A 22,242-nucleotide genomic window follows, 5' to 3' on the forward strand; every position below is an offset into this window, starting at 1 on the left:
CCGTGCCGCTCGCGCGGGTGCGGCTCCGGCTCGGTGGCGCGCTGGGCGGTCAGCCAGAAGACACCGGCCGCGAGGAAGCAGGCGGCCAGCAGGGGACCCGCCTCGGGGAACCAGACCGTGGACAGGCCGATGGAGATGATCGGCCCGAAGATGAAGCAGACCTCGTCCACGACCGACTCGAACGAATAGGCGGTGTGCAGCTTCGGGGTGCCCCGGTACAGCGCCGCCCAGCGGGCCCGGATCATCGCGCCCAGGCTCGGCACGGAGCCGATCCCGGCCGAGCAGACGAACAGCACCCAGTCAGGCCACCGGAAGTGGGCGGCGAGCAGCAGTCCGGCCGCCGCGGTCAGGGCGACCAGGGTCGCCGGGCGCAGCACCCGGCGCTGTCCGTGCCGGTCCACCAGCCGGGAGATCTGCGGCCCCAGCACGGCGGCGGACAGCGCCATGGTCGCCGACAGGGCACCCGCGAGGCCGTAGCGGCCGGTGAGCTGGGAGACCATCGTGACCACGCCGATGCCCATCATGGACAACGGCATCCGGCCGAGGAATCCCGCGGCGGAGAACGCCTTGGTGCCGGGCTCGGCGAAGAGGGCTCTGTAAGGGCTGGGCACGTGGTTCTCCGGAGCGGCTCAGTAAGGCGCGAATGCGGCTGATACAGCTTACGAGTTAGGTGACCCTAATTGCACCCGGGTGACGCGGACGGAAAACGGGGGGACAAACCCGTCTCAATCAACTGGAACCAGACTCTTCGCCTCGCTGTTTCCCCGCTGTCAGTGCCGGGTGGCAGGATCGACTCATGCCAGACGCGCTCGATGCCACCCCGTACGACGCCCTGCTCCTGCTCTCCTTCGGCGGCCCCGAAGGCCCGGACGACGTGGTCCCGTTCCTGGAGAACGTCACGCGCGGGCGCGGCATCCCGAAGGAACGCCTCAAGGAAGTCGGGCAGCACTACTTCCTGTTCGGCGGGGTCAGCCCCATCAACGACCAGAACCGCGCCCTGCTGGAAGCCCTGCGCAAGGACTTCGCCGAGCACGGCCTGGACCTGCCGGTCTACTGGGGCAACCGCAACTGGGCGCCGTACCTGACGGACACCCTGCGCGAGATGGTGGCCGACGGCCGGCGCCGCATCCTCGTCCTCGCCACCAGCGCCTACGCCTCCTACTCGGGCTGCCGCCAGTACCGGGAGAACCTCGCGGACGCGCTGGCCGCCCTGGAGGCCGAGGGCCTGGAGCTGCCGAAGATCGACAAGCTGCGGCACTACTTCAACCACCCCGGCTTCGTCGAACCCATGATCGACGGTGTGCTGCGCTCCCTCGCGGACCTCCCCGAGGACGTCCGCGCGGGCGCCCACATCGCCTTCACCACCCACTCCATCCCCACCTCCGCCGCCGACAGCTCCGGCCCCGCCGAGGCCCACGGCGAGGGCGGCGCCTACGTCGAGCAGCACCTGGACGTCGCCCGGCTGATCGCCGACGCCGTCCGCGAGCGCACCGGCGTCGACCACCCCTGGCGACTCGTCTACCAGTCCCGCTCCGGCGCTCCGCACATCCCCTGGCTGGAGCCCGACATCTGCGACCACCTGGAGGAGCGGCACGCCGCCGGCGTCCCGGCCGTGGTCATGGCCCCCATCGGCTTCGTCTCCGACCACATGGAGGTCCTCTACGACCTCGACACCGAGGCGAAGGCCAAGGCCGAGGAGCTGGGCCTGCCGGTGCGCCGCTCGGCCACCGTGGGCGCCGACCCGCGGTTCGCGGCGGCCGTCCGCGAGCTGATCCTGGAGCGGGCCGCCGTGGAGCGCGGCCAGGAGGTCACCCCCTGCGCCCTCGGCGCGCTCGGCCCCAGCCACCACCTCTGCCCGGTCGGCTGCTGCCCGGCCCGTGCCCCCCGCCCCGCCGCCGCGGGCGCCGACAGCCCCTACGCCTGAGGAGACCCGTGACCGACGCCCTGCACCGGGACCTGCTCGAACTCGCCCAGGAGGCCGCCCGCCACGCCGGCGCGCTGCTGCGTGACGGCCGCCCCGCCGACCTGGCCGTGGCCAGGACGAAGTCCAGCCCGATCGACGTCGTCACCGAGATGGACATCGCGGCGGAGAAGCTGATCACCGATCTGATCTCCGGGCGGCGCCCCGACGACGGCTTCCTCGGCGAGGAGGGCGCCTCCGTCGAGGGCACGAGCGGGGTGCGCTGGGTGATCGACCCGCTCGACGGCACGGTCAACTACCTGTACGGCCTGCCGACCTGGGCGGTGTCCATCGCGGCCGAGCAGGACGGCGAGACCGTCGTCGGGGTCGTCGCCGCGCCCATGCGGGGCGAGACCTACCACGCCGTGCGCGGCGGCGGGGCGTGGGCCACCGGCGCGTGGGAGGGCGAGCGGGCGCTCGCCTGCCGTCCCGCGCCTCCGCTGGACCAGGCCCTGGTCTCCACCGGGTTCAACTACGTCACCGAGGTCCGCACCCACCAGGCCGAGGTGGCCGCCCGGCTCCTCCCGCTGCTGCGGGACATCCGGCGCAGCGGCTCGGCGGCGGTCGACCTGTGCGACGTGGCCTGCGGCCGGCTCGACGGGTACTACGAGCGGGGTCTGCACGCCTGGGACTTCGCGGCCGGGGACCTCATCGCCCGGGAGGCGGGCGCGCTGACGGGCGGGCGCCCCGGAGAGCGGCCGTCACGGGACCTGACCGTCGCGGGGACCCCGGGCGTGTTCGAACCCCTCCAGCGCCTGCTGGAGGACTTCGGAGCGTGGCACGACTGAGCCGGCGGTCCGCGGAAGGCCCGGCACCGCCGACCGCCGCCGAGCACCAGAGCGACGGAAAACCGCTGCCGCCGGGCTGAAAGGCGCCGACGGACGGGGTGGGCACCGGGAGGGGCAGGGTCACCGGCGTGCGGGGGGACGCCGCACGTGAAGGGACCTCGGCGTGCGAAGAGATCCCGGCGTGCGGGGAGACCCCGGCGTTGCGAAGGGGTCCCGGCGTGCGGGGAGACACCGGACGTGAAAGGGCCTCGGCGTGCGGAGGGACCCCGGCCGTGAAGGGATCCCGGCATGCGGGACCACGGCATGCGAAGGGACCCCGGCGCTGGATTCGCCGGGGTCCCTCGTCGCGCTTTCGGGCCGATCAGACGCGTGACGCGCCGACCTCCACACCGTGCTCGGCGGCGAGGCGGCGCAGGTCGTCGAGCTCGCCCTGCTCCACTTCGACGAGGAAGTCGTCGCCCTCGTCGCGAGCCCGGGACAGATCGGACTCGGTCGCCCTTATGCGCTGCAGAAGTCCTGCGGTGAATGCGTCCATGCTGCGCCCCCTCGTCCTGGGTCGTGGGTCGATGGCACGGGGGTGTGCCGTTCGGAAGGGACGATCACGTCTCCGTGGATGCCCAGCGCCGCTCTGCTGGGCGGCGGCGGTGCCGGACACCCACGCCCGCTCCGCGGAAAAGCGGATTGATGCGCACCGCATGGTGGTGCGGTGCCAGCAGAGTGTGATCGTGGGATGTAAAGCCGTCCTCCCCAAGCTCTCTTCCGTGGAAACCTAACCGGAGGAGAAAATCTCCTATTCCCCGCGCCCGCACCCGCGCTCACACCCGGGCCCGACCTCTCCCTCACCCGCCTTACCTCCGACTTATGGCCGAAAAGGGCAGGATGGAGGGCAACACACCAACAGACCGTCGAAGACCCCTGCCCGCACGCGCCCGTGAAGCGCTGTGCGGGTGGACATGAGGAAGGACCAGGGACGTGCGCGTACTCGTCGTCGAGGACGAGCAACTGCTCGCCGATGCGGTGGCCACCGGACTGCGCCGGGAGGCCATGGCCGTCGACGTCGTGTACGACGGCGCGGCCGCCCTCGAACGCATCGGTGTCAACGACTACGACGTGGTCGTCCTCGACCGCGACCTCCCGCTCGTGCACGGCGACGACGTCTGCCGCAAGATCGTCGAGCTGGGCATGCCCACACGCGTGCTGATGCTCACGGCCTCCGGCGACGTCAGCGACCGCGTGGAGGGCCTGGAGATCGGCGCCGACGACTATCTGCCCAAGCCCTTCGCGTTCAGCGAGCTCATCGCCCGCGTGCGGGCCCTCGGCCGGCGCACCAGCGTGCCCCTGCCGCCCGTCCTTGAGCGCTCCGGCATCAAGCTCGACCCCAACCGCCGCGAGGTCTTCCGCGACGGCAAGGAGGTCCAGCTCGCACCCAAGGAGTTCGCCGTCCTGGAGGTGCTGATGCGCAGCGAGGGCGCGGTCGTCTCCGCGGAGCAGCTGCTGGAGAAGGCCTGGGACGAGAACACCGACCCGTTCACCAACGTCGTGCGCGTGACCGTCATGACCCTGCGCCGCAAGCTCGGCGAGCCGCCCGTCATCGTCACCGTCCCCGGCTCCGGCTACCGGATCTGATACCCCGTGGCAGCGACTCCCGCGCCTCCGCAGGCGCCCCCGAAGCCCACCTGGGACCCCAGGAGGCCCGCGCCGCCCTTCCCGTGGCTGCGCCCGACCATCCGCATAAGGCTCACGCTGCTCTACGGCGGCATGTTCCTGATCGCCGGCATCCTGCTGCTGTCGATCATCTACCTGCTGGCCGCGCAGGCGCTGAACGTGGGCAGCGAGCTGCCGTTCAAGATCGTCGAGGGCAAGGTCACCAGCGACATCTGCAACCTGCCCAGCCAGGCCTCGCCCAGCGAGTTCAACCACGCCATGAACCAGTGCGTCAACGATCAGCGGCAGGCCGCCCTGGACAACCTGCTCAGCCGCTCGCTCCTGGCGCTGCTGGGCCTGGCGGTCATCGCCTTCGCGTTCGGCTACGCCATGGCCGGCCGGGTCCTGTCGCCGCTGGGCCGGATCACCCGTACCGCCCGCGCGGTGGCGGGCTCCGACCTGTCCCGCCGGATCGAGCTGGACGGCCCGGACGACGAGCTGAAGGAGCTCGCCGACACCTTCGACGACATGCTGGAGCGCCTTCAGCGTGCCTTCACCGCCCAGCAGCGCTTCGTCGGCAACGCCTCGCACGAGCTGAGGACGCCGCTGGCGATCAACCGCACGCTCCTGGAGGTGCATCTGTCCGACCCGGGCGCACCGATGGAGCTCCAGCAGCTCGGCAAGACGCTGCTGGCCACCAACGAGCGCAGCGAGCAGCTCGTCGAGGGGCTGCTGCTGCTCGCCCGCAGCGACAACCAGATCGTGGAGCGGGGCCCGGTGGACCTCGCCGAGGTCGCCTCGCAGGCCATCGACCAGGTGCACGGCGAGGCCGAGGACAAGGGCGTACGGATCCGTGGCGAACAGAAGCCGGCGGTCGTCCAGGGCAATGGCGTGCTGCTGGAGCGGATCGCGCTCAACCTGGTGCAGAACGCCGTGCGCTACAACGTCGCCGAGGACGGCTGGGTCGAGGTCACCACCGAGGTCCAGCACGGCCAGGCGCTCCTGGTCGTGTCGAACACGGGCCCGGTCGTGCCGGCGTACGAGATCGACAATCTCTTCGAGCCGTTCCGGCGGCTGCGCACGGAGCGCACGGGCAGCGACAAGGGCGTCGGGCTCGGTCTGTCCATCGTCCGGTCCGTGGCCCGGGCACACGGCGGCCACATCTACGCCCAGCCACGGGAGGGAGGTGGGCTCGTGATGCGAGTCACGCTGCCCATCTGAGATCATGTCGCCGATCAACTCGGCGGTGCACGGGGATGTTCGCTTTGCGCGGAATTTCTGAGGCCTCACCTCGCGCACCCCGTGTGTGATCGATCACAGGGGCGCCTTTCCGGCCATCTACTCTCCGTGATCATGAGCCCTGTCGGAAAGCCGGGAAAATCCCGGTTTTCGGGGGTCTTGATCACGGGAAGTACAGGGTGAGACGCCTTTGAGGTGCGGCATTCGGACCGTGTACGGTCCCCATCGCCATCCAAGCCGATCACTCGTCAGGAGTCCGGTTGGGTGTCGATTGAGTAACAGACCTTGATGTGAGGCAAAATCTCCGCCTCAGGTCGGGCACAAGTCCGGCCTCTCACGCGTTACGTGCGCTGGAGACACCGCAGACACCCAGAGGGGGAGAGCGACCATGGCAACCGATTACGACACTCCACGCAAGACCGATGACGACGTCGACTCGGACAGTCTCGAAGAACTGAAGGCCCGGCGGAACGACAAGTCGGCGTCCGCAGTGGACGTCGACGAATTCGAGGCCGCAGAAGGCCTCGAGCTGCCCGGAGCCGATCTCTCGAACGAGGAGCTGGCCGTCCGGGTGCTCCCGAAGCAGCAGGACGAGTTCACCTGCATGAGCTGCTTCCTGGTGCACCACCGCAGCCAGCTGGCCCGGGAGAAGAACGGCCAGCCGATCTGCCGCGACTGCGACTGAGGGCGGGTCGGCCGTGACTGGCTCGACCCCTCCCTGGAAGCGCCGCTTCTCCAAGCGGAAGGCGGACGAAGGGCCGACGGACGGCCCGCAGTACGGCGTGCGTGACGACGAGCGAGGCCCAACCGGCACGGGGGCGGCCTCGCTCGAACCGGCTTCGGACCGGGGTGACCTCCCGGCGTCCGTGGATGTCCCCGCGCCCGTCGCCCGACGGCGGGCGGGGACGATCCGGGAGAGGGCCAGGGAGAGCGCCCGCAAGGGCGGTGTCCGGGCCCGGGCGGGGCTCGCGTACCTCGCCGACAGGATCATCGAACTGGCGCCCCGGATCCCCGTACGGGACCTGGCGACGCTCCGCAGGCAGTTCCCGGGCCTCGGGCCCGAAGAGCTCGCGGACAAACTCGTCGCGGGCGCGGCGAGCGCGACGGCCACGGTCGGAGCGGGCATCGGCGCGGCCGCGATGCTTCCCGTGCCGCCGGCGCTGCCGACGGAACTGGCCGCCGAGGTCACCGGCGTCGCCGCGATCGAGCTGAAGCTGATCGCCGAACTCCACGAGGTCTACGGCGTCCGGCCGCCCGGCAACCTCAAGCAGCGCAGCACCGCGTATCTCGACTCGTGGTCGGGGGAGCGCGGGATCGACGCGACCAAGCCGTCGACGCTGAGCGTGGCGCTGAACAGCCGCATGAAGCGGGAGCTGCGACAGCGGATCATGAAGCGGATGGTCCGCAGCATGCCGAACCTGATCCCGTTCCTGGTGGGCGCGGCCGTGGGGGCGGCCATGAACCGCAGCGAGACGAGAAAGCTCGCCGCCCGGATCCGTGCGGACCTGCGCAAGCTCCAGGTGCCCTGGGATGCCCTCGATGCGCTTCCCGCCCTGGAACGTCCGGCGGACGCCCTGGAGATGGGCGAGATCACCAGCGACCCTCTGGGCCGCCGCGCTGACGCGGAACGCGACGACAGGCACGACAAGGACGACGACGGGCGCTGAAGCCCGCCGGTCCCGGACCGCCGTCGGTGTGAAGCCCCGCTCAGATGTACTACTCCGGCTTCGTGGCGCTCAGCGCCTCCGCCAGACGCTCCGGCTCGCGCGTGGACAGGTACAGGTACGGAGTCGGGTCCTCCGGGTCCGTGACCTCCACGCGCAGGGCCGTGGGGATGTAGGCGCGCAGCAGCAGGAAGGCGCGCGGGTCGGCCTTGTGCGTGCGCCAGGCGCGCGCCTCCTCCGCGTCCAGGATCTCCGCCTCGCCCAGCGCCGCCAGCGGGATCTTCGCCTCGCCCGCGATCAGTGAGTCGCCCACCACGCGGATGCGGACCGAGCCGTACGAACTCGCGGCGACGGCCGCGACCGCGGTGCCTCCGGCCAGGCCGCCGAGCATGGGCAGCGTGCCGAACGGAAGCAGGATCAGGGCCATCGAGACGCCGACGAGGAACGAGATCAGCCACCACGTCCGCGGGGCGGTGAGGCGTTCTTCGTACGGGGCGGCGGAGAGCTGCATGGAGCCAAGCTTGACACGGTGTCGGGAACGGGCCGACGCGCGGGTAAGGTCTCCGGCTGTGAGTCGTACTTCCGCAGCTCTTCAGCCTCCGGCCGACGCCGTGCGGCCGGTGCGCCATCCGGACGCTCCGGCGCCCGGTGAGCTTCTCGGCGCGCACTACGGCCAGTGTTTCGGCTGTGGCGGCGACCAGCCGCACGGGCTGCACCTGGAGGCGCGGGCGGGCGAGGGCGTGTCGCTCACCGCCGAGTTCACCGTGCGGCCCGCCCACCAGGGCGCCCCCGGTCTCGCGCACGGCGGGGTGCTCGCCACCGCCCTGGACGAGACCCTCGGCTCGCTGAACTGGCTGCTGCGCACGATCGCCGTGACCGGGCGGCTGGAGACCGACTTCGTGGGACCCGTGCCCGTCGGCACCACGCTGCACCTTCAGGCGGAGGTGACGGCGGTGGCCGGGCGGAAGATCTACTCGACCGCGACCGGACGCGTGGGAGGCCCCGACGGGCCCGTCGCCGTGCGTGCCGACGCGCTCTTCGTCGAGGTGAAGGTCGACCACTTCGTCGACCACGGCCGCCAGGAGGAGATCCAGGCGGCCATGAACGACCCGGACCAGGCCCGGCGCGCCCGCGCCTTCGAGGTGAACCCGTGAGCCTGGAAAGCCCCGTGAGCCCAGCCGGCCCCATGAGCCCCACCGACCCCGCGAGCACGGAAAGCCCCATGACTCCCACGAGCCCCGCGAGCCGTCAGCCCCTGGACGTGCTGATCCGGCGCGTCGACCCGGACGTACCCCTTCCGTCGTATGCGCAGCCCGGTGACGCGGGAGCCGATCTGCGCACCACCGAGGCGTGCCAACTGGAGCCGGGCGAGCGGGTCGTGCTGCCCACGGGAGTGTCTGTGGCGCTGCCGGAGGGGTACGCGGCCTTCGTGCACCCGCGATCCGGTCTGGCCGCCCGCTGCGGCGTCGCCCTGGTGAATGCCCCGGGGACGGTTGATGCCGGGTACCGTGGGGAGATCAAGGTGATCGTGGTGAATCTCGACCCGCGCGAGTGCGTGCGGTTCGAGCGCTTCGACCGGATTGCCCAACTGGTAGTCCAGCAGGTCGAGAGGGTTCGCTTCCAAGAGGTGGCAAAACTTCCCGACTCGGCGCGGGCCGAGGGGGGCTTCGGGTCCACCGGAGGCCATGCGGCGGTGGACGGGACGAGCGGCACAAGCGGTCAGGCCGCCCTGGGCGGTCGGACGGGTGGGAATCGATACGCTTCGGTCGTATCCGACCGGGAAGGACAGTGACGTGTTCGGACGTCGCAAGAATAGGGATGCCGCCGAGGACGCGGCCGGCGAGACCGAGCAGGTCGTCGACGGTGTCGACAGTGAGGCGGCCGAGGGTGAGCGCCTGAGGCTCGAGCCGGCGCCGCGGCCCGACGGGCCCTGGGACGACTCCGAGGTCCACGATCCGGCCGAGGGCCGGGTCGACCTGGGCGGTCTGTTCGTGCCGGGCGTCGAGGGCATGGAGCTCAGGGTCGAGGTCGCGGGTGACGCGATCGTGGCGGCGACGGTCGTGCTGCGCGACAGCGCCGTCCAGCTTCAGGGCTTCGCAGCGCCCAAGCGTGAGGGCATCTGGGGCGAGGTGCGCGAGGAGATCGGCTCGGGCATCACCCAGCAGGGCGGCATCGTAGACGAGGTCGAGGGTCCGCTGGGCTGGGAGCTGCGGGCCCAGGTGCCGGTGCAGCTGCCGGACGGTACCGGCGGCTTCCAGGTCGTGCGGTTCATCGGCGTGGACGGGCCCCGGTGGTTCCTGCGCGGGGTCATCTCGGGCCAGGGTGCGGTGCAGCCGCAGGCGGCCGGGCTGCTCGAGCAGATCTTCCGGGACACGGTCGTGGTCCGCGGCGAGGGCCCGATGGCGCCTCGCGACCCGATCGTCCTGAAGCTGCCGAACGACGCCCAGATGGTCCCCGAGGGCGTCCAGCAGGAGGAGGGCTCCCGCTTCGCCGGCGGAATGGGCCAGCTCCAGCGCGGACCGGAGATCACCGAGGTCCGCTGAGGCTCGAAGAGACAGCAGGGCCGCTCCCCTCAGGGGGTGCGGCCCTTTCTCATGCCTGCTCGTGCGTGCTCATGCCTGAAGCCTTGACGGGTCATTGGTCTGTACCTACCGTCTCCGTTCAACGCGTCTGTTCATAGAGGCGCTTCACGTTCACATACGAGAACGGAAGGCTCCTGCGCATGTACAGAACCGCTCTGTTGGCCGCCACGGCCTCCCTCGTCGCCGGCCTCCTCGCCTGGCCCGCGAACGCCGCACCCAGCAGCTTCGTCCACCCCGGAGTCACCGTCTCCAAGGGGCAGCTCGACTTCACCCGCTCCAAGGTCAACTCCGGTGCCCAGCCCTGGAAGAACGCCTTCGACCGGATGACGGCGAGCAAGTACGCCGACCTGAACCGCACGCCCGCGCCCCGGGCCGTCGTCGAGTGCGGTTCGTACTCCAACCCCAACCACGGCTGCACCGACGAGCGCGAGGACGCGATCGCCGCCTACACCCAGGCCCTCGCCTGGTACGTCACCCGCGACGAACGGCACGCGCGCAAGGCCATCGAGCTGATGGACGCCTGGTCGGCCGTGATCAGGGACCACACCAACAGCAACGCGCCCCTGCAGACCGGCTGGGCCGGCTCCTCCTGGCCCAAGGCCGCCGAGATCATCAAGTACACGTACACCGGGACCTGGGCGAACTCCGGCCGCTTCGCCACCATGCTGCGGAACGTCTACCTCCCCGAGGTGATCAACGGCTCGAACTCCAACGGGAACTGGGAGCTGTCGATGATGGAGGCCGCCGTCGGCATCTCCGTCTTCCTGGAGGACAAGGCGTCGTACGACAAGGCCATGGCGAAGTTCCGTACGCGTACGGCCGCCTACGTCTACCTGGCCTCCGACGGTGAGCTGCCGAAGACCGTGCCGAGCCAGAACCTGAACACCAGGGACAAGATCGTCAAGTACTGGCAGGGGCAGTCGGCCTTCGTCGACGGGCTCAGCCAGGAGACCTGCCGGGACTTCACCCACACCGGCTACGGCCTCTCCGCCATCTCGCACATCGCCGAGACCAGCCGGATCCAGGGCCAGGACCTCTACGGCACCGACGTGGGCGAGCGGCTGCGGCACGGGCTCGGCTTCCACGCCAAGTACCAGCTCGGCGCCGCCGCCCCGGGCTGGCTGTGCGGCGGCTCGCTCAAGCTCGGGCTCGGGCTCGGGCCGGTCCCCGAGGTCGGCCACAACGCGCTGGCCAACCGCCTCGGCCACGCCATGACCAACACGGAGACGCTGACCCTGCGGGGCCGCCCGGCCGGCAGCAACAACCTCTTCGTCGCCTGGGAGACTCTCAGCCACGGCGACAATCCCGCGTGAGGCCCTGACCCGCCGGGCGCGTCAGGGTTCCGTCAAAGACGGTCCGTGACCGCGCCCGGCACCCATATGCCGTATTTGCTGGCCGTAAGGTCGACGCTGCGCAATCAGCGGACCGGAAGACAATGAGGCCATGGCACGCGGCAAGTTTCGGATCTACCTCGGTGCGGCACCGGGCGTCGGCAAGACGTACGCGATGCTCTCCGAGGCGCATCGCCGTGTCGAGCGGGGCACCGACTGCGTGGTGGCCTTCGTCGAGCACTACGACCGGCCGCGCACCGAGGTGATGCTGCACGGCCTGGAGCAGGTGCCGCGCAGGCAGCTGGAGTACCGCGGCGGTGTCTTCCCCGAGACGGACCTCGACGCCGTTCTCGCCCGTCGCCCCCAGGTCGCACTGGTGGACGAACTGGCCCACACGAACGTCCCCGGCTCCCGCAACGCCAAGCGCTGGCAGGACGTGGAGGAACTGCTCGCGGCCGGAATCGACGTGATCTCGACCGTCAACATCCAGCACCTGGAATCCCTCGGCGACGTCGTCGAGTCGATCACCGGGGTGCGGCAGCAGGAGACCGTGCCGGACGAGGTGGTACGCCGGGCCGACCAGATCGAGCTGGTCGACATGTCGCCCGAGGCGCTGCGGCGGCGCATGGCGCACGGCAACATCTACAAGCCGGACAAGGTCGACGCGGCTCTGTCGAACTACTTCCGGCCGGGCAACCTGACCGCCCTGCGCGAACTGGCGCTGCTGTGGGTGGCCGACCGGGTCGACGCCTACCTCACCCAGTACCGAAGCGAGCACCGGGTGTCGAGGATCTGGGGCTCGCGCGAGCGGATCGTCGTCGGCCTGACCGGAGGTCCGGAGGGCCGGACGCTGATCCGCCGAGCCGCGCGGCTGGCCGAGAAGGGCGCCGGCGGTGAGGTGCTCGCCGTCTACATAGCCCGCAGCGACGGGCTGACCTCGGCCTCGCCCAAGGAACTGGCGATGCAGCGGACCCTGGCCGAGGACCTCGGCGGCACCTTCCACCACGTCGTGGGCGACGACATACCGGCCGCCCTGCTCGACTTCGCCCGCGGTGTGAACGCCACCCAGATCGTGCTGGGCTCCTCACGCCGCAAGACCTGGCAGTACGTCTTCGGGCCCGGCGTCGGCGCGACGGTCGCCCGGGAGTCCGGCCCCGACCTCGACGTGCACATCGTCACCCACGACGAGGTCGCCAAGGGCCGCGGACTGCCGGTGGCCCGGGACGCGCGCCTCGGGCGCTCCCGCCGGGTGTGGGGCTGGATCGTCGGCGTCGCGGGCCCGCCGGCCCTGGCGGCGCTGCTCAACACCGTCGACCTCGGTCTCGCCAACGACATGCTGCTGTTCCTGGCGCTGACGGTCGCGGCGGCCCTGCTCGGCGGGCTGCTCCCCGCGCTGGCCTCGGCGGCGGTGGGATCGCTGCTGCTGAACTACTTCTACACACCGCCGCTGCACCGGTGGACCATCGCGGACCCGAAGAACATCGTCGCCATCGTGATCTTCGTGGCCGTCGGTGTGGCGGTGGCCTCCGTGGTCGACCTCGCGGCCCGCCGCACCCACCAGGCGGCCAGGCTGCGGGCCGAGTCCGAGATCCTGTCCTTCCTCGCGGGCAACGTGCTGCGCGGCGAGACCGGCCTGGAAGACCTGCTGGAACGGGTCCGGGAGACCTTCGGCATGGAGTCGGCGGCCCTGCTGGAACGGGCGAGCGACGTCGAGCCGTGGACCTGCGCGGGCCGCGTCGGGCAGGGACATCCCGTGGAGCGGCCCGAGCAGGCGGACGTGGACATGCCCGTCGGGGACCACATGGCGCTCGCGCTGACCGGCCGCGTCCTGCCCGCCGAGGACCGCCGGGTGCTGGCCGCCTTCGCCGCCCAGGCCGCCGTCGTACTGGACCGCCGCCGGCTCCAGGAGGAGGCCGACCGGGCCCGCGCGCTCGCCGAGGGCAACCGCATCCGTACGGCGCTGCTGGCCGCCGTCAGCCACGATCTGCGCACCCCGCTCGCCGGGATCAAGGCGGCCGTGACGTCCCTGCGCTCCGAGGACGTCGAGTGGTCCGAGGAGGACACCGCGGAACTGCTGGAGGGCATCGAGGAGGGCGCGGACCGCCTCGACCACCTCGTCGGCAACCTGCTCGACATGTCCCGCCTCCAGACCGGCACCGTCACCCCGCTGATCCGCGAGATCGACCTCGACGAGGTGGTGCCGATGGCGCTCGGCGGGGTGCCCGAGGGCAGCGCCGACCTGGACGTGCCGGAGACCCTGCCGATGGTCGCCGTGGACCCGGGGCTGCTGGAGCGGGCGATGGCCAACCTGGTCGAGAACGCCGTCAAGTACAGTCCGTCCGGCTCGCCCGTGCTGGTCGCCGCCAGCGCGCTCGCCGACCGGGTGGAGGTGCGGGTGGTCGACCGGGGGCCGGGCGTCCCCGACGAGGCCAAGGACCGCATATTCGAACCCTTCCAGCGCTACGGTGACGCCCCGCGCGGCGCCGGCGTGGGTCTGGGGCTCGCGGTGGCGCGCGGCTTCGCCGAGGCCATGAGCGGCACCCTGAACGCCGAGGACACGCCCGGCGGCGGGCTCACCATGGTCCTCACCCTCCGCGCGGCGGGAACCCGCCCGGAGCCGCTCCACGCGGCAGAACCCGAAAGGCAGGCCTCATGACCCGCGTCCTGGTGGTCGACGACGAGCCCCAGATCGTGCGCGCTCTCGTGATCAACCTCAAGGCACGCAAGTACGAGGTCGACGCGGCCCACGACGGCGCCACCGCCCTCCAGCTCGCCGCCGCCCGCCACCCCGACGTGGTCGTCCTCGACCTCGGGCTGCCCGACATGGACGGCGTCGAGGTGATCAGGGGCCTGCGCGGCTGGACGCGGGTGCCGATCCTGGTGCTGTCCGCCCGGCACTCCTCCGACGAGAAGGTCGAGGCGCTGGACGCGGGTGCCGACGACTACGTCACCAAGCCGTTCGGCATGGACGAGCTGCTGGCCCGGCTGCGGGCCGCGGTACGCCGGGCCGAGCCGGCCGGAGGTGGTGAGGACGACATGATCGTGGAGACCGACGAGTTCACCGTCGACCTGGCCGCGAAGAAGGTCAACCGCGCCGGGAAGGACGTACGCCTGACGCCGACGGAGTGGCATCTGCTGGAGGTCCTGGTGCGCCACAGCGGCCGCCTGGTCGGGCAGAAGCAGCTGCTCCAGGAGGTGTGGGGGCCGTCGTACGGGACGGAGACGAACTATCTGCGCGTGTACATGGCACAGCTGCGGCGGAAGCTGGAGGCGGACCCCTCGCATCCGAAGCACTTCATCACGGAGCCGGGGATGGGCTACCGCTTCGAGAAGTAAGGCCTGTGCCACAGGGCTGCGTAGCTGTCGGCGGGCCCCGGTACGCTCTAGTCATGAGTGCTGTTCCTCGTTCGCAGAAGCCGGCGGGCCGGTTCCGGCGCATGCTCGACCGGCTCTCCTCGTCGCAGGAGGACCTGGAGTCCGAGGAGCTGCGGGAGGACACCGAGACGACCGGCTGTATCCGGATCGGAGACTGTCAGGACCGGCAGATAGTGACGGTTACTGGTACCTTGCGCACGGTCACCCTGCGGCCGCGCGCGGGAGTCCCGGCCCTGGAGGCCGAGCTGTTCGACGGCTCCGCCGCGCTGGACGTGGTGTGGCTCGGCAGGCGCTCCATCGTGGGCATAGAACCGGGGCGCAAGCTGATCGCATCGGGCCGGATCTCGATGAGCCGAGGCCGCCGGGTGCTGTTCAACCCCAAGTACGAACTGAGACCCCTCGGACGGGAGTAGCCGGTGACGTCGCTCGACAAGCCGACCGAAGAGACATCTGCGGACGACGCCCGGGCGGTGACCGAGGCCGCCCTGTTCGAGGCGTTCGGCGGCGTCCGGGGCATGGTCGAGACGGTGCTGCCCGGCCTGCTCTTCGTCACCATCTACACGATCAACAAGGACCTGCATCTGTCGGCGATCGCGGCACTGGCCGTGTCGCTGGTGCTGGTCGTGGTCCGGCTGGTGATGAAGGACACCGTCAAGCACGCCTTCAGCGGTGTCTTCGGCGTCGCCTTCGGTGTCGTCTTCGCGATGATGACCGGCAACGCCAAGGACTTCTACCTGCCCGGCATGCTCTACACGCTGGGCCTCGGACTCGCGTACATCGTCACCACGCTGTGCGGTGTCCCGCTGATCGGCCTGATCCTCGGCCCGGTCTTCAAGGAGAACCTCTCCTGGCGCACGCGGAACCCCGGCCGTAAGAAGGCCTACGCCAAGGCCAGTTACGCGTGGGGTGCGATCCTGCTCGCCAAGTGCGCGATCCTCTTCCCGCTCTACCTGTGGGCCGACACCACGCAGCTGGGCTGGGTCCTGATCGCCCTGAAGATCCCGCCGTTCCTGCTCGCCGTGTGGCTGACGTGGGTCTTCCTGGCCAAGGCGCCCGCGCCGATCGACGTGTTCGCGGAGATGGAGGCCGAGGAGAAGGCCGCCGAGGAGAGGGAGCGGGAGGCCGCCGCCCGGTCCGCCGAGCAGTGAACTCCGAGAGCTGACCTCGAGACCTCGAGACCTCGAGACCTCGAGAAACGGGGGAGGGGGCGTCCTGGAAGTCCAGGGCGCCCCCTCCCGCTTGCCCCGAAGGGCACCGGCCCCGAAGGGCACCGCCTCAGCTCTTCGCGCTGTCCTTGCGCACCGACAGCAGGTCCTCCAGCTGCTCCTCACGCGCCTGCGCGGCCACGAAGAGGAGTTCGTCGCCCGCCTCCAGGGAGTCCTCCCGGGAGGGGGTCAGGACGCGGGTGCCGCGGATGATCGTGACCAGGGACGTGTCCTCGGGCCACTCGACGTCGCCGACCTGCGTGCCGGCCAGGGCCGACTCCTCCGGCAGGGTCAGCTCGACCAGGTTGGCGTCGCCGTGGCTGAAGCGGAGCAGGCGGACCAGATCGCCCACGCTCACCGCCTCCTCGACCAGGGCGGACATCAGACGCGGGGTGGAGACGGCGACGTCCACGCCCCAGGACTCGTTGAAGAGCCACTCGTTCTTCGGGTTGTTCACCCGCGCGACCACTCGCGGAACGCCGTACTCCGTCTTGGCGAGGAGTGAGACGACCAGGTTCACCTTGTCGTCGCCGGTCGCGGCGATGACGACGTTGCAGCGCTGGAGCGCCGCCTCGTCCAGGGAGGTGATCTCGCAGGCGTCGGCGAGCAGCCATTCGGCCTGCGGGACGCGTTCGACCGAGATGGCCGTCGGCGCCTTGTCGATGAGCAGGACCTCGTGGCCGTTCTCCAGCAGCTCGCCCGCGATCGAGCGGCCGACCGCGCCGGCTCCGGCAATGGCGACCCTCATCAGTGACCGCCCTCCTCTTCGGGACCCTTGGCGAACGCCGCCTCGACCGTGTCGACCTCGTCGGTGCGCATCATCACGTGCACCAGGTCGCCCTCCTGCAACACCGTCTGCGAGGTGGGCAGGACCGCCTCGCCGAGCCGGGTCAGGAACGCCACGCGCACGCCGGTCTCCTCCTGGAGCCGGCTGATCTTGTGGCCGACCCAGGCGGTGGAGGCGTGCACCTCGGCGAGCTGGACGCCGCCGGTGGGGTCGCGCCACAGCGGCTCGGCGCCGGAGGGCAGCAGCCGGCGCAGCATCTGGTCGGCCGTCCAGCGGACGGTCGCGACGGTGGGGATGCCCAGGCGCTGGTAGACCTCGGCGCGGCGGGGGTCGTAGATGCGGGCGGCGACGTTCTCGATGCCGAACATCTCACGGGCCACGCGGGCGGCGATGATGTTGGAGTTGTCACCGCTGGAGACGGCGGCGAAGGCGCCGGCCTCCTCGATGCCGGCCTCCCGCAGGGTGTCCTGGTCGAAGCCGACGCCGGTGACCCGGCGGCCGCCGAAGGAGGATCCCAGGCGGCGGAAGGCGGTGGGGTCCTGGTCGACCACGGCGACCGTGTGGCCCTGTTGCTCCAGGTTCTGGGCCAGGGCGGAGCCCACCCGCCCGCAACCCATGATGACAATATGCATCGCGTCACACCGCGCTTCCTGCAGGCCCTCTGACCTTCATGAATGTCGTGATCATGTCTCTCTTTCGGCTCGCCGGGCATCACGCCGCGGCCTGCGTGCGGGCCGCCGGGCAACATCATGCCGGTGGAATCAGGCCATGATGCCCTGCGGGGGCGGTGCCGCGTTCGACTGCCCGACTCCAACGTATCGGCAAAGTCGAGGGGGTTGCCGACGGCCCTGCCCGGGCCGGAGCCGGCTTCGACCGGGGTCCGGGCAACAGCCCTCGACGGGGGAGGAGACACCATGAGTACCGAGATCGACGTGCTGGTCCTGGGTGGCGCGGGCGTGGACACGATCGTGCACGTGCCCGAACTGCCCGTGCCGCTCGCCGACAGCCACATGATCCGGCCCGGGATCGTGACACGCGCGGGCCAGAGCGGGGACTTCGTCGCCCTCGGGACGAGCGCGCTGGGCCTGCGCACCCACCACCTCGACATGCTGGGCGACGACCCCGAGGGCGACCTCGTCCGGGCCCTGCACCGCGACCGCGGCATCGCGCTCACCGCAGTCCCCCAGCCGCTCGGCACCAAGCGCGCGGTCAACCTCGTCGGCCCGGACGGCAGACGGCTCTCCCTCTACGACGCCACGCGCGCGGCGGAGACGGACCGGCTGCCCGAGGCCACGGTGCGGGAGCTGGCCGCCGTCAGCCGGCACGCCCATGTCGTCATCACCCAGCCGTGCGGCCACGCGCTGCCCGCCCTGCGCGAGTCCGGCGTGACCGTCTCGACCGACCTGCACGACTGGGACGGGTCCAACCCCTACCACGAGACCTTCGCCCACCAGGCCGACCTGGTCTTCCTGTCCAGCGCGGCGCTGGCCGACCCGGAGCGCACCATGCGGCGGATCACCGAACGGGGCCGGGCCCGGGCGGTCGTCGCCACCGCCGGGGCCGACGGGGCCTACCTGCTGGCCGACGGCGAGCTGACTCACGTACCCGCCGCCGCGCCCCCGGCGCCGGTGGTCGACTCCAACGGCGCGGGCGACGCCTTCGCCGCCGCGTTCCTCTACGCCTGGCTGAACGCCGAGCCGCCCCGCCGGTGCGCCCTGTACGGCACGGTGGCGGGGGCGTACGCCTGCACGGTGCCGTCGACCCGGGCCGACAGCATCGGGCGGACGGAACTGTGCGCCCGTGTCACCGACCTGATCAGCGGCGGTTGATGCTGCGCAGACTCGCGAGAGTCAGGAATCCGAGGGCGATGGCGGTGGCCGCGGCGCCGATCAGTTCTGCGGGCGGGTGCATGGGACCTCCGGGGGCGACAACGGCCGGGAAACGGACGGAGCTTAGTCATATAGGCATGGGAATCGGCTGACCTGCGGAATCCGCAGCCGCAGGGGCCTCTGAATTCACTCGGAGGGCAGAGTGGAGGCCGATGAGGGGTGGCGGGTGGGCGAGCCCGCAATCGAACGCTTACGATCCTCTGTTGTGTCCAAACTGACCGACGTGCCCAAGCGGATCCTGATCGGGCGCGCACTGCGCAGTGACCGGCTCGGGGAAACGCTCCTGCCGAAGCGCATCGCACTACCCGTTTTCGCCTCCGACCCGCTGTCCTCCGTGGCGTATGCGCCCGGGGAGGTGCTGCTGGTCCTGTCCATCGCGGGCGTGACGGCGTACCACTTCAGTCCGTGGATCGCCGTCGCGGTCGTCGTACTGATGTTCACCGTGGTGGCCTCGTACCGGCAGAACGTGCACGCCTACCCCAGTGGTGGCGGCGACTACGAGGTGGCCAACACCAACCTCGGCCCCAAGGCCGGCCTCACCGTCGCCAGCGCGCTGCTCGTCGACTACGTCCTCACCGTCGCGGTGTCGATCTCCTCCGGCATCGAGAACCTCGGCTCGGCGATCCCGTTCGTGGTCGAGCACAAGGTGCTGTGCGCGATAGGCGTGATCGTGCTGCTGACGCTGATGAACCTGCGCGGGGTGAAGGAGTCCGGCTCGCTCTTCGCGATCCCGACGTACATCTTCGTCGCGGGCGTCTTCACCATGATTGCCTGGGGCGCCTTCCGCGGAATCGTCCTGGACGACACCATGCGGGCCCCGACGGCGGACTACGTCATCAAACCCGAGCACCAGGGCCTCGCGGGCTTCGCCCTCGTCTTCCTCCTCCTGCGCGCCTTCTCCTCGGGCTGTGCCGCCCTCACCGGCGTCGAGGCGATCTCCAACGGCGTCCCGGCCTTCCGCAAGCCCAAGTCCAAGAACGCCGCGACCACCCTCGCGGCGATGGGCCTGCTGGCCGTCACCATGTTCTGCGGCATCATCGCGCTGGCCGCCGCGACCGACGTCCGCATGGCCGAGAACCCGGCCAAGGACCTCATCCACAACGGCGTCCCGCTCGGCGCGGACTACGTCCAGAACCCGGTGATCTCCCAGGTCGCCGAGGCCGTCTTCGGCAAGGGCAGCTTCCTCTTCATCATCCTGGCCGCGGCCACCGCGCTGGTGCTGTTCCTCGCCGCGAACACCGCCTACAACGGCTTCCCGCTGCTCGGCTCGATCCTCGCCCAGGACCGCTACCTGCCCCGCCAGCTGCACACCCGCGGCGACCGCCTGGCCTTCTCCAACGGCATCGTGCTCCTCGCCGGGGCCGCCGGACTCCTGGTCGGGATCTACGGCGCCGACTCCACACGCCTGATCCAGCTGTACATCGTCGGCGTGTTCGTGTCCTTCACGCTCAGCCAGACCGGCATGGTCCGCCACTGGAACCGCCACCTGGCCACCGAGAAGGACCCGGCCAAGCGCCGCCACATGATCCGCTCCCGCGCGATCAACGCCTTCGGCGCCTTCTTCACCGGCCTCGTGCTGGTCGTCGTCCTCGTCACCAAGTTCACGCACGGCGCGTGGGTCGCCCTGCTCGGCATGGTGATCTTCTACGCCACGATGACGGCCATCCGTAAGCACTACGACCGGGTCGCCGAGGAGATCGCCGCCCCCGAGGGCCCGAGCGACGACAGCGTGCGGCCCTCCCGCATCCACTCCGTCGTCCTGATCTCCAAGATCCACCGCCCGACGCTGCGCGCCCTGGCCTACGCCAAGCTGATGCGCTCGGACAGCCTGGAGGCGCTGAGCGTCAACGTCGACCCGGCGGAGACCAAGGCGCTGCGGGACGAGTGGGAGCGGCGCGGCATCGACGTACCGCTGAAGGTCCTGGACTCGCCCTACCGCGAGATCACGCGGCCGATCATCGAGTACGTCAAGGGGCTGCGCAAGGAATCGCCGCGCGACGCGGTGTCCGTGATCATCCCCGAGTACGTCGTCGGCCACTGGTACGAGCACCTGCTGCACAACCAGAGCGCACTGCGGCTCAAGGGCAGGCTGCTGTTCACTCCAGGCATCATGGTGACCTCGGTCCCGTACCAGCTCCAGTCCTCCGAGGCAGCCAAGAAGCGGGCCCGCAGGCAGCAGGACTGGAACGCGCCGGGTTCGGTGCGGCGGGGGCCGGCGCAGGTGCGGTCGAAGGAGTCCTCGGAGCACAAGTCCTGAGCGGGCTGTTCGGGCAGCGGGGGTGATTCGGCCGGGCGGCAGCCACGTAGACTGGTGGGCTGTTGTCCGGCCGTTTCCGTGCGGCCGCACCCCTTTGATCGTTCCCCTCACGCTTTTGGAGTCACCCCGCCATGCAGGCAGAACCGAGGAAGTCGCTGGTGGGGGAGGAGTACGAGGTCGAGGTCGGCCCCGTCGCCCACGGCGGCCACTGCATCGCCCGTACGTCCGAGGGCCAGGTGCTGTTCGTCCGGCACGCGCTGCCCGGTGAGCGGGTCGTGGCGCGGGTGACGGACGGCGAGGAGGGCGCCCGTTTCCTGCGCGCGGACGCGGTCGAGATCCTGGACGCCTCCAAGGACCGCATCGACGTGCCCTGTCCGTTCGCCGGCCCCGGCCGCTGCGGCGGCTGCGACTGGCAGCACGCCAAGCCGGGCGCGCAGCGGCGCCTGAAGGCCGACGTCATCGCCGAACAGCTCCAGCGGCTCGCCGGGCTCACGCCCGAGGAGGCCGGCTGGGACGGCACGGTGCTGCCCGCCGAGGGCGACAAGCTGCCCGCGGGCCTGGTACCCGCCTGGCGCACCCGCGTCCAGTACGCCGTCACCGCCGACGGCCGGGCGGGCCTGCGCCGGCACCGCTCCCACGAGGTCGAGCCGATCGACCACTGCATGATCGCCGCCGAGGAGGTCAGCGAGCTGGGCATCGAGAAGCGCGACTGGACCGGCATGGACTCCGTCGAGGCGATCGCGGCGACGGGTTCCCAGGACCGCCAGGTGATCCTGACGCCGAAGCCGGGCGCGCGCCTGCCGCTGGTCGAGCTGGACCGCCCCGTGTCCGTCCTGCGGGTGGACGAACGCGACGGCGGTGTCCACCGTGTCCACGGCCGCCCCTTCGTCCGCGAACGCGCCGACGGCCGGACCCACCGGGTCGGCAACGGCGGCTTCTGGCAGGTCCACCCGAAGTCGGCCGACACCCTGGTGACGGCGGTCATGCAGGGCCTGCTCCCGCGCAAGGGCGACATGGCCCTCGACCTCTACTGCGGCGTCGGCCTCTTCGCGGGCGCCCTCGCCGACCGGGTCGGAGACGGCGGGGCGGTCCTCGGGATCGAGTCCGGCAAGCGGGCGGTGGAGGACGCGCGGCACAATCTCGCCGAGTTCGACCGCGTCCGTATCGAACAGGGCAAGGTCGAGAGCGTGTTGCCGCGTACGGGCATCACGGACGTCGACCTGATCGTGCTCGACCCGCCGCGGGCCGGGGCGGGACGGAAGACGGTGGAGCATATGGCTTCGCTGGGGGCTCGGCGGATCGCGTATGTGGCTTGCGATCCGGCTGCGTTGGCGCGGGACTTGGGGTATTTCCGGGATGGGGGGTATCGGGTGCGGACGCTTCGGGCGTTTGATCTGTTTCCGATGACTCATCATGTGGAGTGTGTGGCGATTCTGGAACCGGCCGCGAAGGGGTCCTGACCTGCGGTTTTGTGGGCGCGGACTATGTGCGGTGTGGGTGTTACGGGCGATGTCTTGACGC

General features: G+C 70.8%; 22 protein-coding genes. 17 read left to right on the forward strand and 5 right to left on the reverse strand.

Going from position 1 to position 22,242, the window contains the following annotated elements:
* On the reverse strand, positions 1–611 hold a 611-nt coding region (locus ACZ6I3_RS29465), incomplete at its 3' end, for an MFS transporter (RefSeq protein ID WP_469418700.1).
* 185 nt (positions 612–796) lie between these two features.
* Between ACZ6I3_RS29465 and ACZ6I3_RS29470 the strand changes: the two genes are divergently transcribed.
* Positions 797–1,924: a ferrochelatase gene (locus ACZ6I3_RS29470; RefSeq protein ID WP_208882234.1), complete on the forward strand. Its 1,128-nt coding sequence runs from the start codon at positions 797–799 to the stop codon at positions 1,922–1,924.
* An 8-nt stretch (positions 1,925–1,932) separates the two neighbouring features.
* Positions 1,933–2,748 carry an inositol monophosphatase family protein gene (locus ACZ6I3_RS29475; protein ID WP_208882232.1) on the forward strand — a complete coding sequence of 272 codons (816 nt, stop codon included), beginning with the start codon at positions 1,933–1,935 and terminating at the stop codon, positions 2,746–2,748.
* 361 nt (positions 2,749–3,109) lie between these two features.
* On the opposite strand, the gene ACZ6I3_RS29480 is transcribed toward ACZ6I3_RS29475, so the two are convergent.
* Entirely contained in the window at positions 3,110–3,283 is a 174-nt protein-coding gene (locus tag ACZ6I3_RS29480) for a hypothetical protein (RefSeq protein ID WP_199843157.1), read from the reverse strand.
* A 437-nt stretch (positions 3,284–3,720) separates the two neighbouring features.
* On the opposite strand from ACZ6I3_RS29480, the gene ACZ6I3_RS29485 reads away from it, so the two are divergent.
* The 4 genes from ACZ6I3_RS29485 (at position 3,721) to ACZ6I3_RS29500 (ending at position 7,298) form a co-directional block, all read left to right on the forward strand.
* The gene (locus tag ACZ6I3_RS29485) at positions 3,721–4,374 is read left to right on the forward strand and encodes a response regulator transcription factor (RefSeq protein WP_016432179.1); all 654 of its coding nucleotides are present in this window, start codon (positions 3,721–3,723) and stop codon (positions 4,372–4,374) included.
* 6 nt (positions 4,375–4,380) lie between these two features.
* Complete coding sequence (locus ACZ6I3_RS29490) at positions 4,381–5,613, forward strand: sensor histidine kinase (RefSeq protein WP_469418702.1); 1,233 nt, start codon at positions 4,381–4,383, stop codon at positions 5,611–5,613.
* 406 nt (positions 5,614–6,019) lie between these two features.
* On the forward strand, positions 6,020–6,316 hold the full coding sequence (locus ACZ6I3_RS29495; protein WP_003993510.1) for a DUF4193 domain-containing protein: 297 nt from the start codon (positions 6,020–6,022) through the stop codon (positions 6,314–6,316).
* Between the two features lie 13 nt (positions 6,317–6,329).
* Positions 6,330–7,298: a hypothetical protein gene (locus tag ACZ6I3_RS29500; RefSeq protein ID WP_469418704.1), complete on the forward strand. Its 969-nt coding sequence runs from the start codon at positions 6,330–6,332 to the stop codon at positions 7,296–7,298.
* A gap of 49 nt (positions 7,299–7,347) precedes the next feature.
* On the opposite strand, the gene ACZ6I3_RS29505 is transcribed toward ACZ6I3_RS29500, so the two are convergent.
* Positions 7,348–7,806, reverse strand: coding sequence for a DUF3093 domain-containing protein (locus ACZ6I3_RS29505; protein ID WP_469418706.1), 459 nt, complete (start codon positions 7,804–7,806; stop codon positions 7,348–7,350).
* A gap of 58 nt (positions 7,807–7,864) precedes the next feature.
* On the opposite strand from ACZ6I3_RS29505, the gene ACZ6I3_RS29510 reads away from it, so the two are divergent.
* The 8 genes from ACZ6I3_RS29510 to ACZ6I3_RS29545 all read left to right on the forward strand — a co-directional run bounded on the left by ACZ6I3_RS29510 (position 7,865) and on the right by ACZ6I3_RS29545 (position 15,731).
* Positions 7,865–8,449 (forward strand): PaaI family thioesterase, encoded by a 585-nt coding sequence (locus ACZ6I3_RS29510; RefSeq protein WP_469418708.1) that lies wholly within the window; start codon positions 7,865–7,867, stop codon positions 8,447–8,449.
* 68 nt (positions 8,450–8,517) lie between these two features.
* A complete protein-coding gene (gene dut, locus ACZ6I3_RS29515; protein WP_469418709.1) occupies positions 8,518–9,087 on the forward strand; it encodes a dUTP diphosphatase in 570 nt (189 codons plus the stop codon).
* Between the two features lies 1 nt (position 9,088).
* Positions 9,089–9,838 carry a DUF3710 domain-containing protein gene (locus ACZ6I3_RS29520; RefSeq protein ID WP_469418710.1) on the forward strand — a complete coding sequence of 250 codons (750 nt, stop codon included), beginning with the start codon at positions 9,089–9,091 and terminating at the stop codon, positions 9,836–9,838.
* A gap of 179 nt (positions 9,839–10,017) precedes the next feature.
* Positions 10,018–11,190 carry an alginate lyase family protein gene (locus ACZ6I3_RS29525; protein ID WP_469418711.1) on the forward strand — a complete coding sequence of 391 codons (1,173 nt, stop codon included), beginning with the start codon at positions 10,018–10,020 and terminating at the stop codon, positions 11,188–11,190.
* 130 nt (positions 11,191–11,320) lie between these two features.
* Positions 11,321–13,864 carry a sensor histidine kinase gene (locus ACZ6I3_RS29530; protein ID WP_469418713.1) on the forward strand — a complete coding sequence of 848 codons (2,544 nt, stop codon included), beginning with the start codon at positions 11,321–11,323 and terminating at the stop codon, positions 13,862–13,864.
* Positions 13,861–14,544, forward strand: a complete 684-nt coding sequence (locus ACZ6I3_RS29535) for a response regulator (protein WP_469418714.1) — start codon at positions 13,861–13,863, stop codon at positions 14,542–14,544. The genes ACZ6I3_RS29530 and ACZ6I3_RS29535 overlap by 4 nt, the downstream gene beginning before the upstream one ends.
* A 53-nt stretch (positions 14,545–14,597) precedes the next feature.
* Positions 14,598–14,996 carry an OB-fold nucleic acid binding domain-containing protein gene (locus ACZ6I3_RS29540; RefSeq protein WP_078602751.1) on the forward strand — a complete coding sequence of 133 codons (399 nt, stop codon included), beginning with the start codon at positions 14,598–14,600 and terminating at the stop codon, positions 14,994–14,996.
* Positions 14,997–14,999: 3 nt separating this feature from the next.
* Positions 15,000–15,731 (forward strand): DUF3159 domain-containing protein, encoded by a 732-nt coding sequence (locus ACZ6I3_RS29545; RefSeq protein ID WP_469418716.1) that lies wholly within the window; start codon positions 15,000–15,002, stop codon positions 15,729–15,731.
* A gap of 127 nt (positions 15,732–15,858) precedes the next feature.
* Here ACZ6I3_RS29545 and ACZ6I3_RS29550 read toward each other — a convergent pair whose 3' ends face one another.
* Positions 15,859–16,536: a potassium channel family protein gene (locus ACZ6I3_RS29550; RefSeq protein WP_215118080.1), complete on the reverse strand. Its 678-nt coding sequence runs from the start codon at positions 16,534–16,536 to the stop codon at positions 15,859–15,861.
* A complete protein-coding gene (locus tag ACZ6I3_RS29555; protein WP_215118079.1) occupies positions 16,536–17,207 on the reverse strand; it encodes a potassium channel family protein in 672 nt (223 codons plus the stop codon). Before ACZ6I3_RS29555 ends, ACZ6I3_RS29550 begins: the two co-directional genes overlap by 1 nt.
* A gap of 282 nt (positions 17,208–17,489) precedes the next feature.
* On the opposite strand from ACZ6I3_RS29555, the gene ACZ6I3_RS29560 reads away from it, so the two are divergent.
* The 3 genes from ACZ6I3_RS29560 (at position 17,490) to ACZ6I3_RS29570 (ending at position 22,181) form a co-directional block, all read left to right on the forward strand.
* A complete protein-coding gene (locus ACZ6I3_RS29560; protein WP_469418718.1) occupies positions 17,490–18,404 on the forward strand; it encodes a PfkB family carbohydrate kinase in 915 nt (304 codons plus the stop codon).
* Positions 18,405–18,669: 265 nt separating this feature from the next.
* Positions 18,670–20,721 carry an APC family permease gene (locus ACZ6I3_RS29565; RefSeq protein ID WP_469418720.1) on the forward strand — a complete coding sequence of 684 codons (2,052 nt, stop codon included), beginning with the start codon at positions 18,670–18,672 and terminating at the stop codon, positions 20,719–20,721.
* A gap of 131 nt (positions 20,722–20,852) precedes the next feature.
* Positions 20,853–22,181 carry a class I SAM-dependent RNA methyltransferase gene (locus tag ACZ6I3_RS29570; protein ID WP_469418722.1) on the forward strand — a complete coding sequence of 443 codons (1,329 nt, stop codon included), beginning with the start codon at positions 20,853–20,855 and terminating at the stop codon, positions 22,179–22,181.
* Positions 22,182–22,242 lie beyond the last annotated feature (61 nt).

The organism is Streptomyces sp. NPDC041940, from assembly GCF_055589465.1.

Coding starts and splice junctions, on each gene's coding strand:
- ACZ6I3_RS29550 (WP_215118080.1), bottom strand. CDS start 16,536: ATGAGGGTCGCCATTGCCGGAGCCGGCGCGGTCGGCCGCTCGATCGCG.
- ACZ6I3_RS29495 (WP_003993510.1), top strand. CDS start 6,020: ATGGCAACCGATTACGACACTCCACGCAAGACCGATGACGACGTCGAC.
- ACZ6I3_RS29480 (WP_199843157.1), bottom strand. CDS start 3,283: ATGGACGCATTCACCGCAGGACTTCTGCAGCGCATAAGGGCGACCGAG.
- ACZ6I3_RS29470 (WP_208882234.1), top strand. CDS start 797: ATGCCAGACGCGCTCGATGCCACCCCGTACGACGCCCTGCTCCTGCTC.
- ACZ6I3_RS29570 (WP_469418722.1), top strand. CDS start 20,853: ATGCAGGCAGAACCGAGGAAGTCGCTGGTGGGGGAGGAGTACGAGGTC.
- ACZ6I3_RS29525 (WP_469418711.1), top strand. CDS start 10,018: ATGTACAGAACCGCTCTGTTGGCCGCCACGGCCTCCCTCGTCGCCGGC.
- ACZ6I3_RS29505 (WP_469418706.1), bottom strand. CDS start 7,806: ATGCAGCTCTCCGCCGCCCCGTACGAAGAACGCCTCACCGCCCCGCGG.
- ACZ6I3_RS29530 (WP_469418713.1), top strand. CDS start 11,321: ATGGCACGCGGCAAGTTTCGGATCTACCTCGGTGCGGCACCGGGCGTC.
- dut (WP_469418709.1), top strand. CDS start 8,518: ATGACTCCCACGAGCCCCGCGAGCCGTCAGCCCCTGGACGTGCTGATC.
- ACZ6I3_RS29535 (WP_469418714.1), top strand. CDS start 13,861: ATGACCCGCGTCCTGGTGGTCGACGACGAGCCCCAGATCGTGCGCGCT.
- ACZ6I3_RS29540 (WP_078602751.1), top strand. CDS start 14,598: ATGAGTGCTGTTCCTCGTTCGCAGAAGCCGGCGGGCCGGTTCCGGCGC.
- ACZ6I3_RS29560 (WP_469418718.1), top strand. CDS start 17,490: ATGAGTACCGAGATCGACGTGCTGGTCCTGGGTGGCGCGGGCGTGGAC.
- ACZ6I3_RS29555 (WP_215118079.1), bottom strand. CDS start 17,207: ATGCATATTGTCATCATGGGTTGCGGGCGGGTGGGCTCCGCCCTGGCC.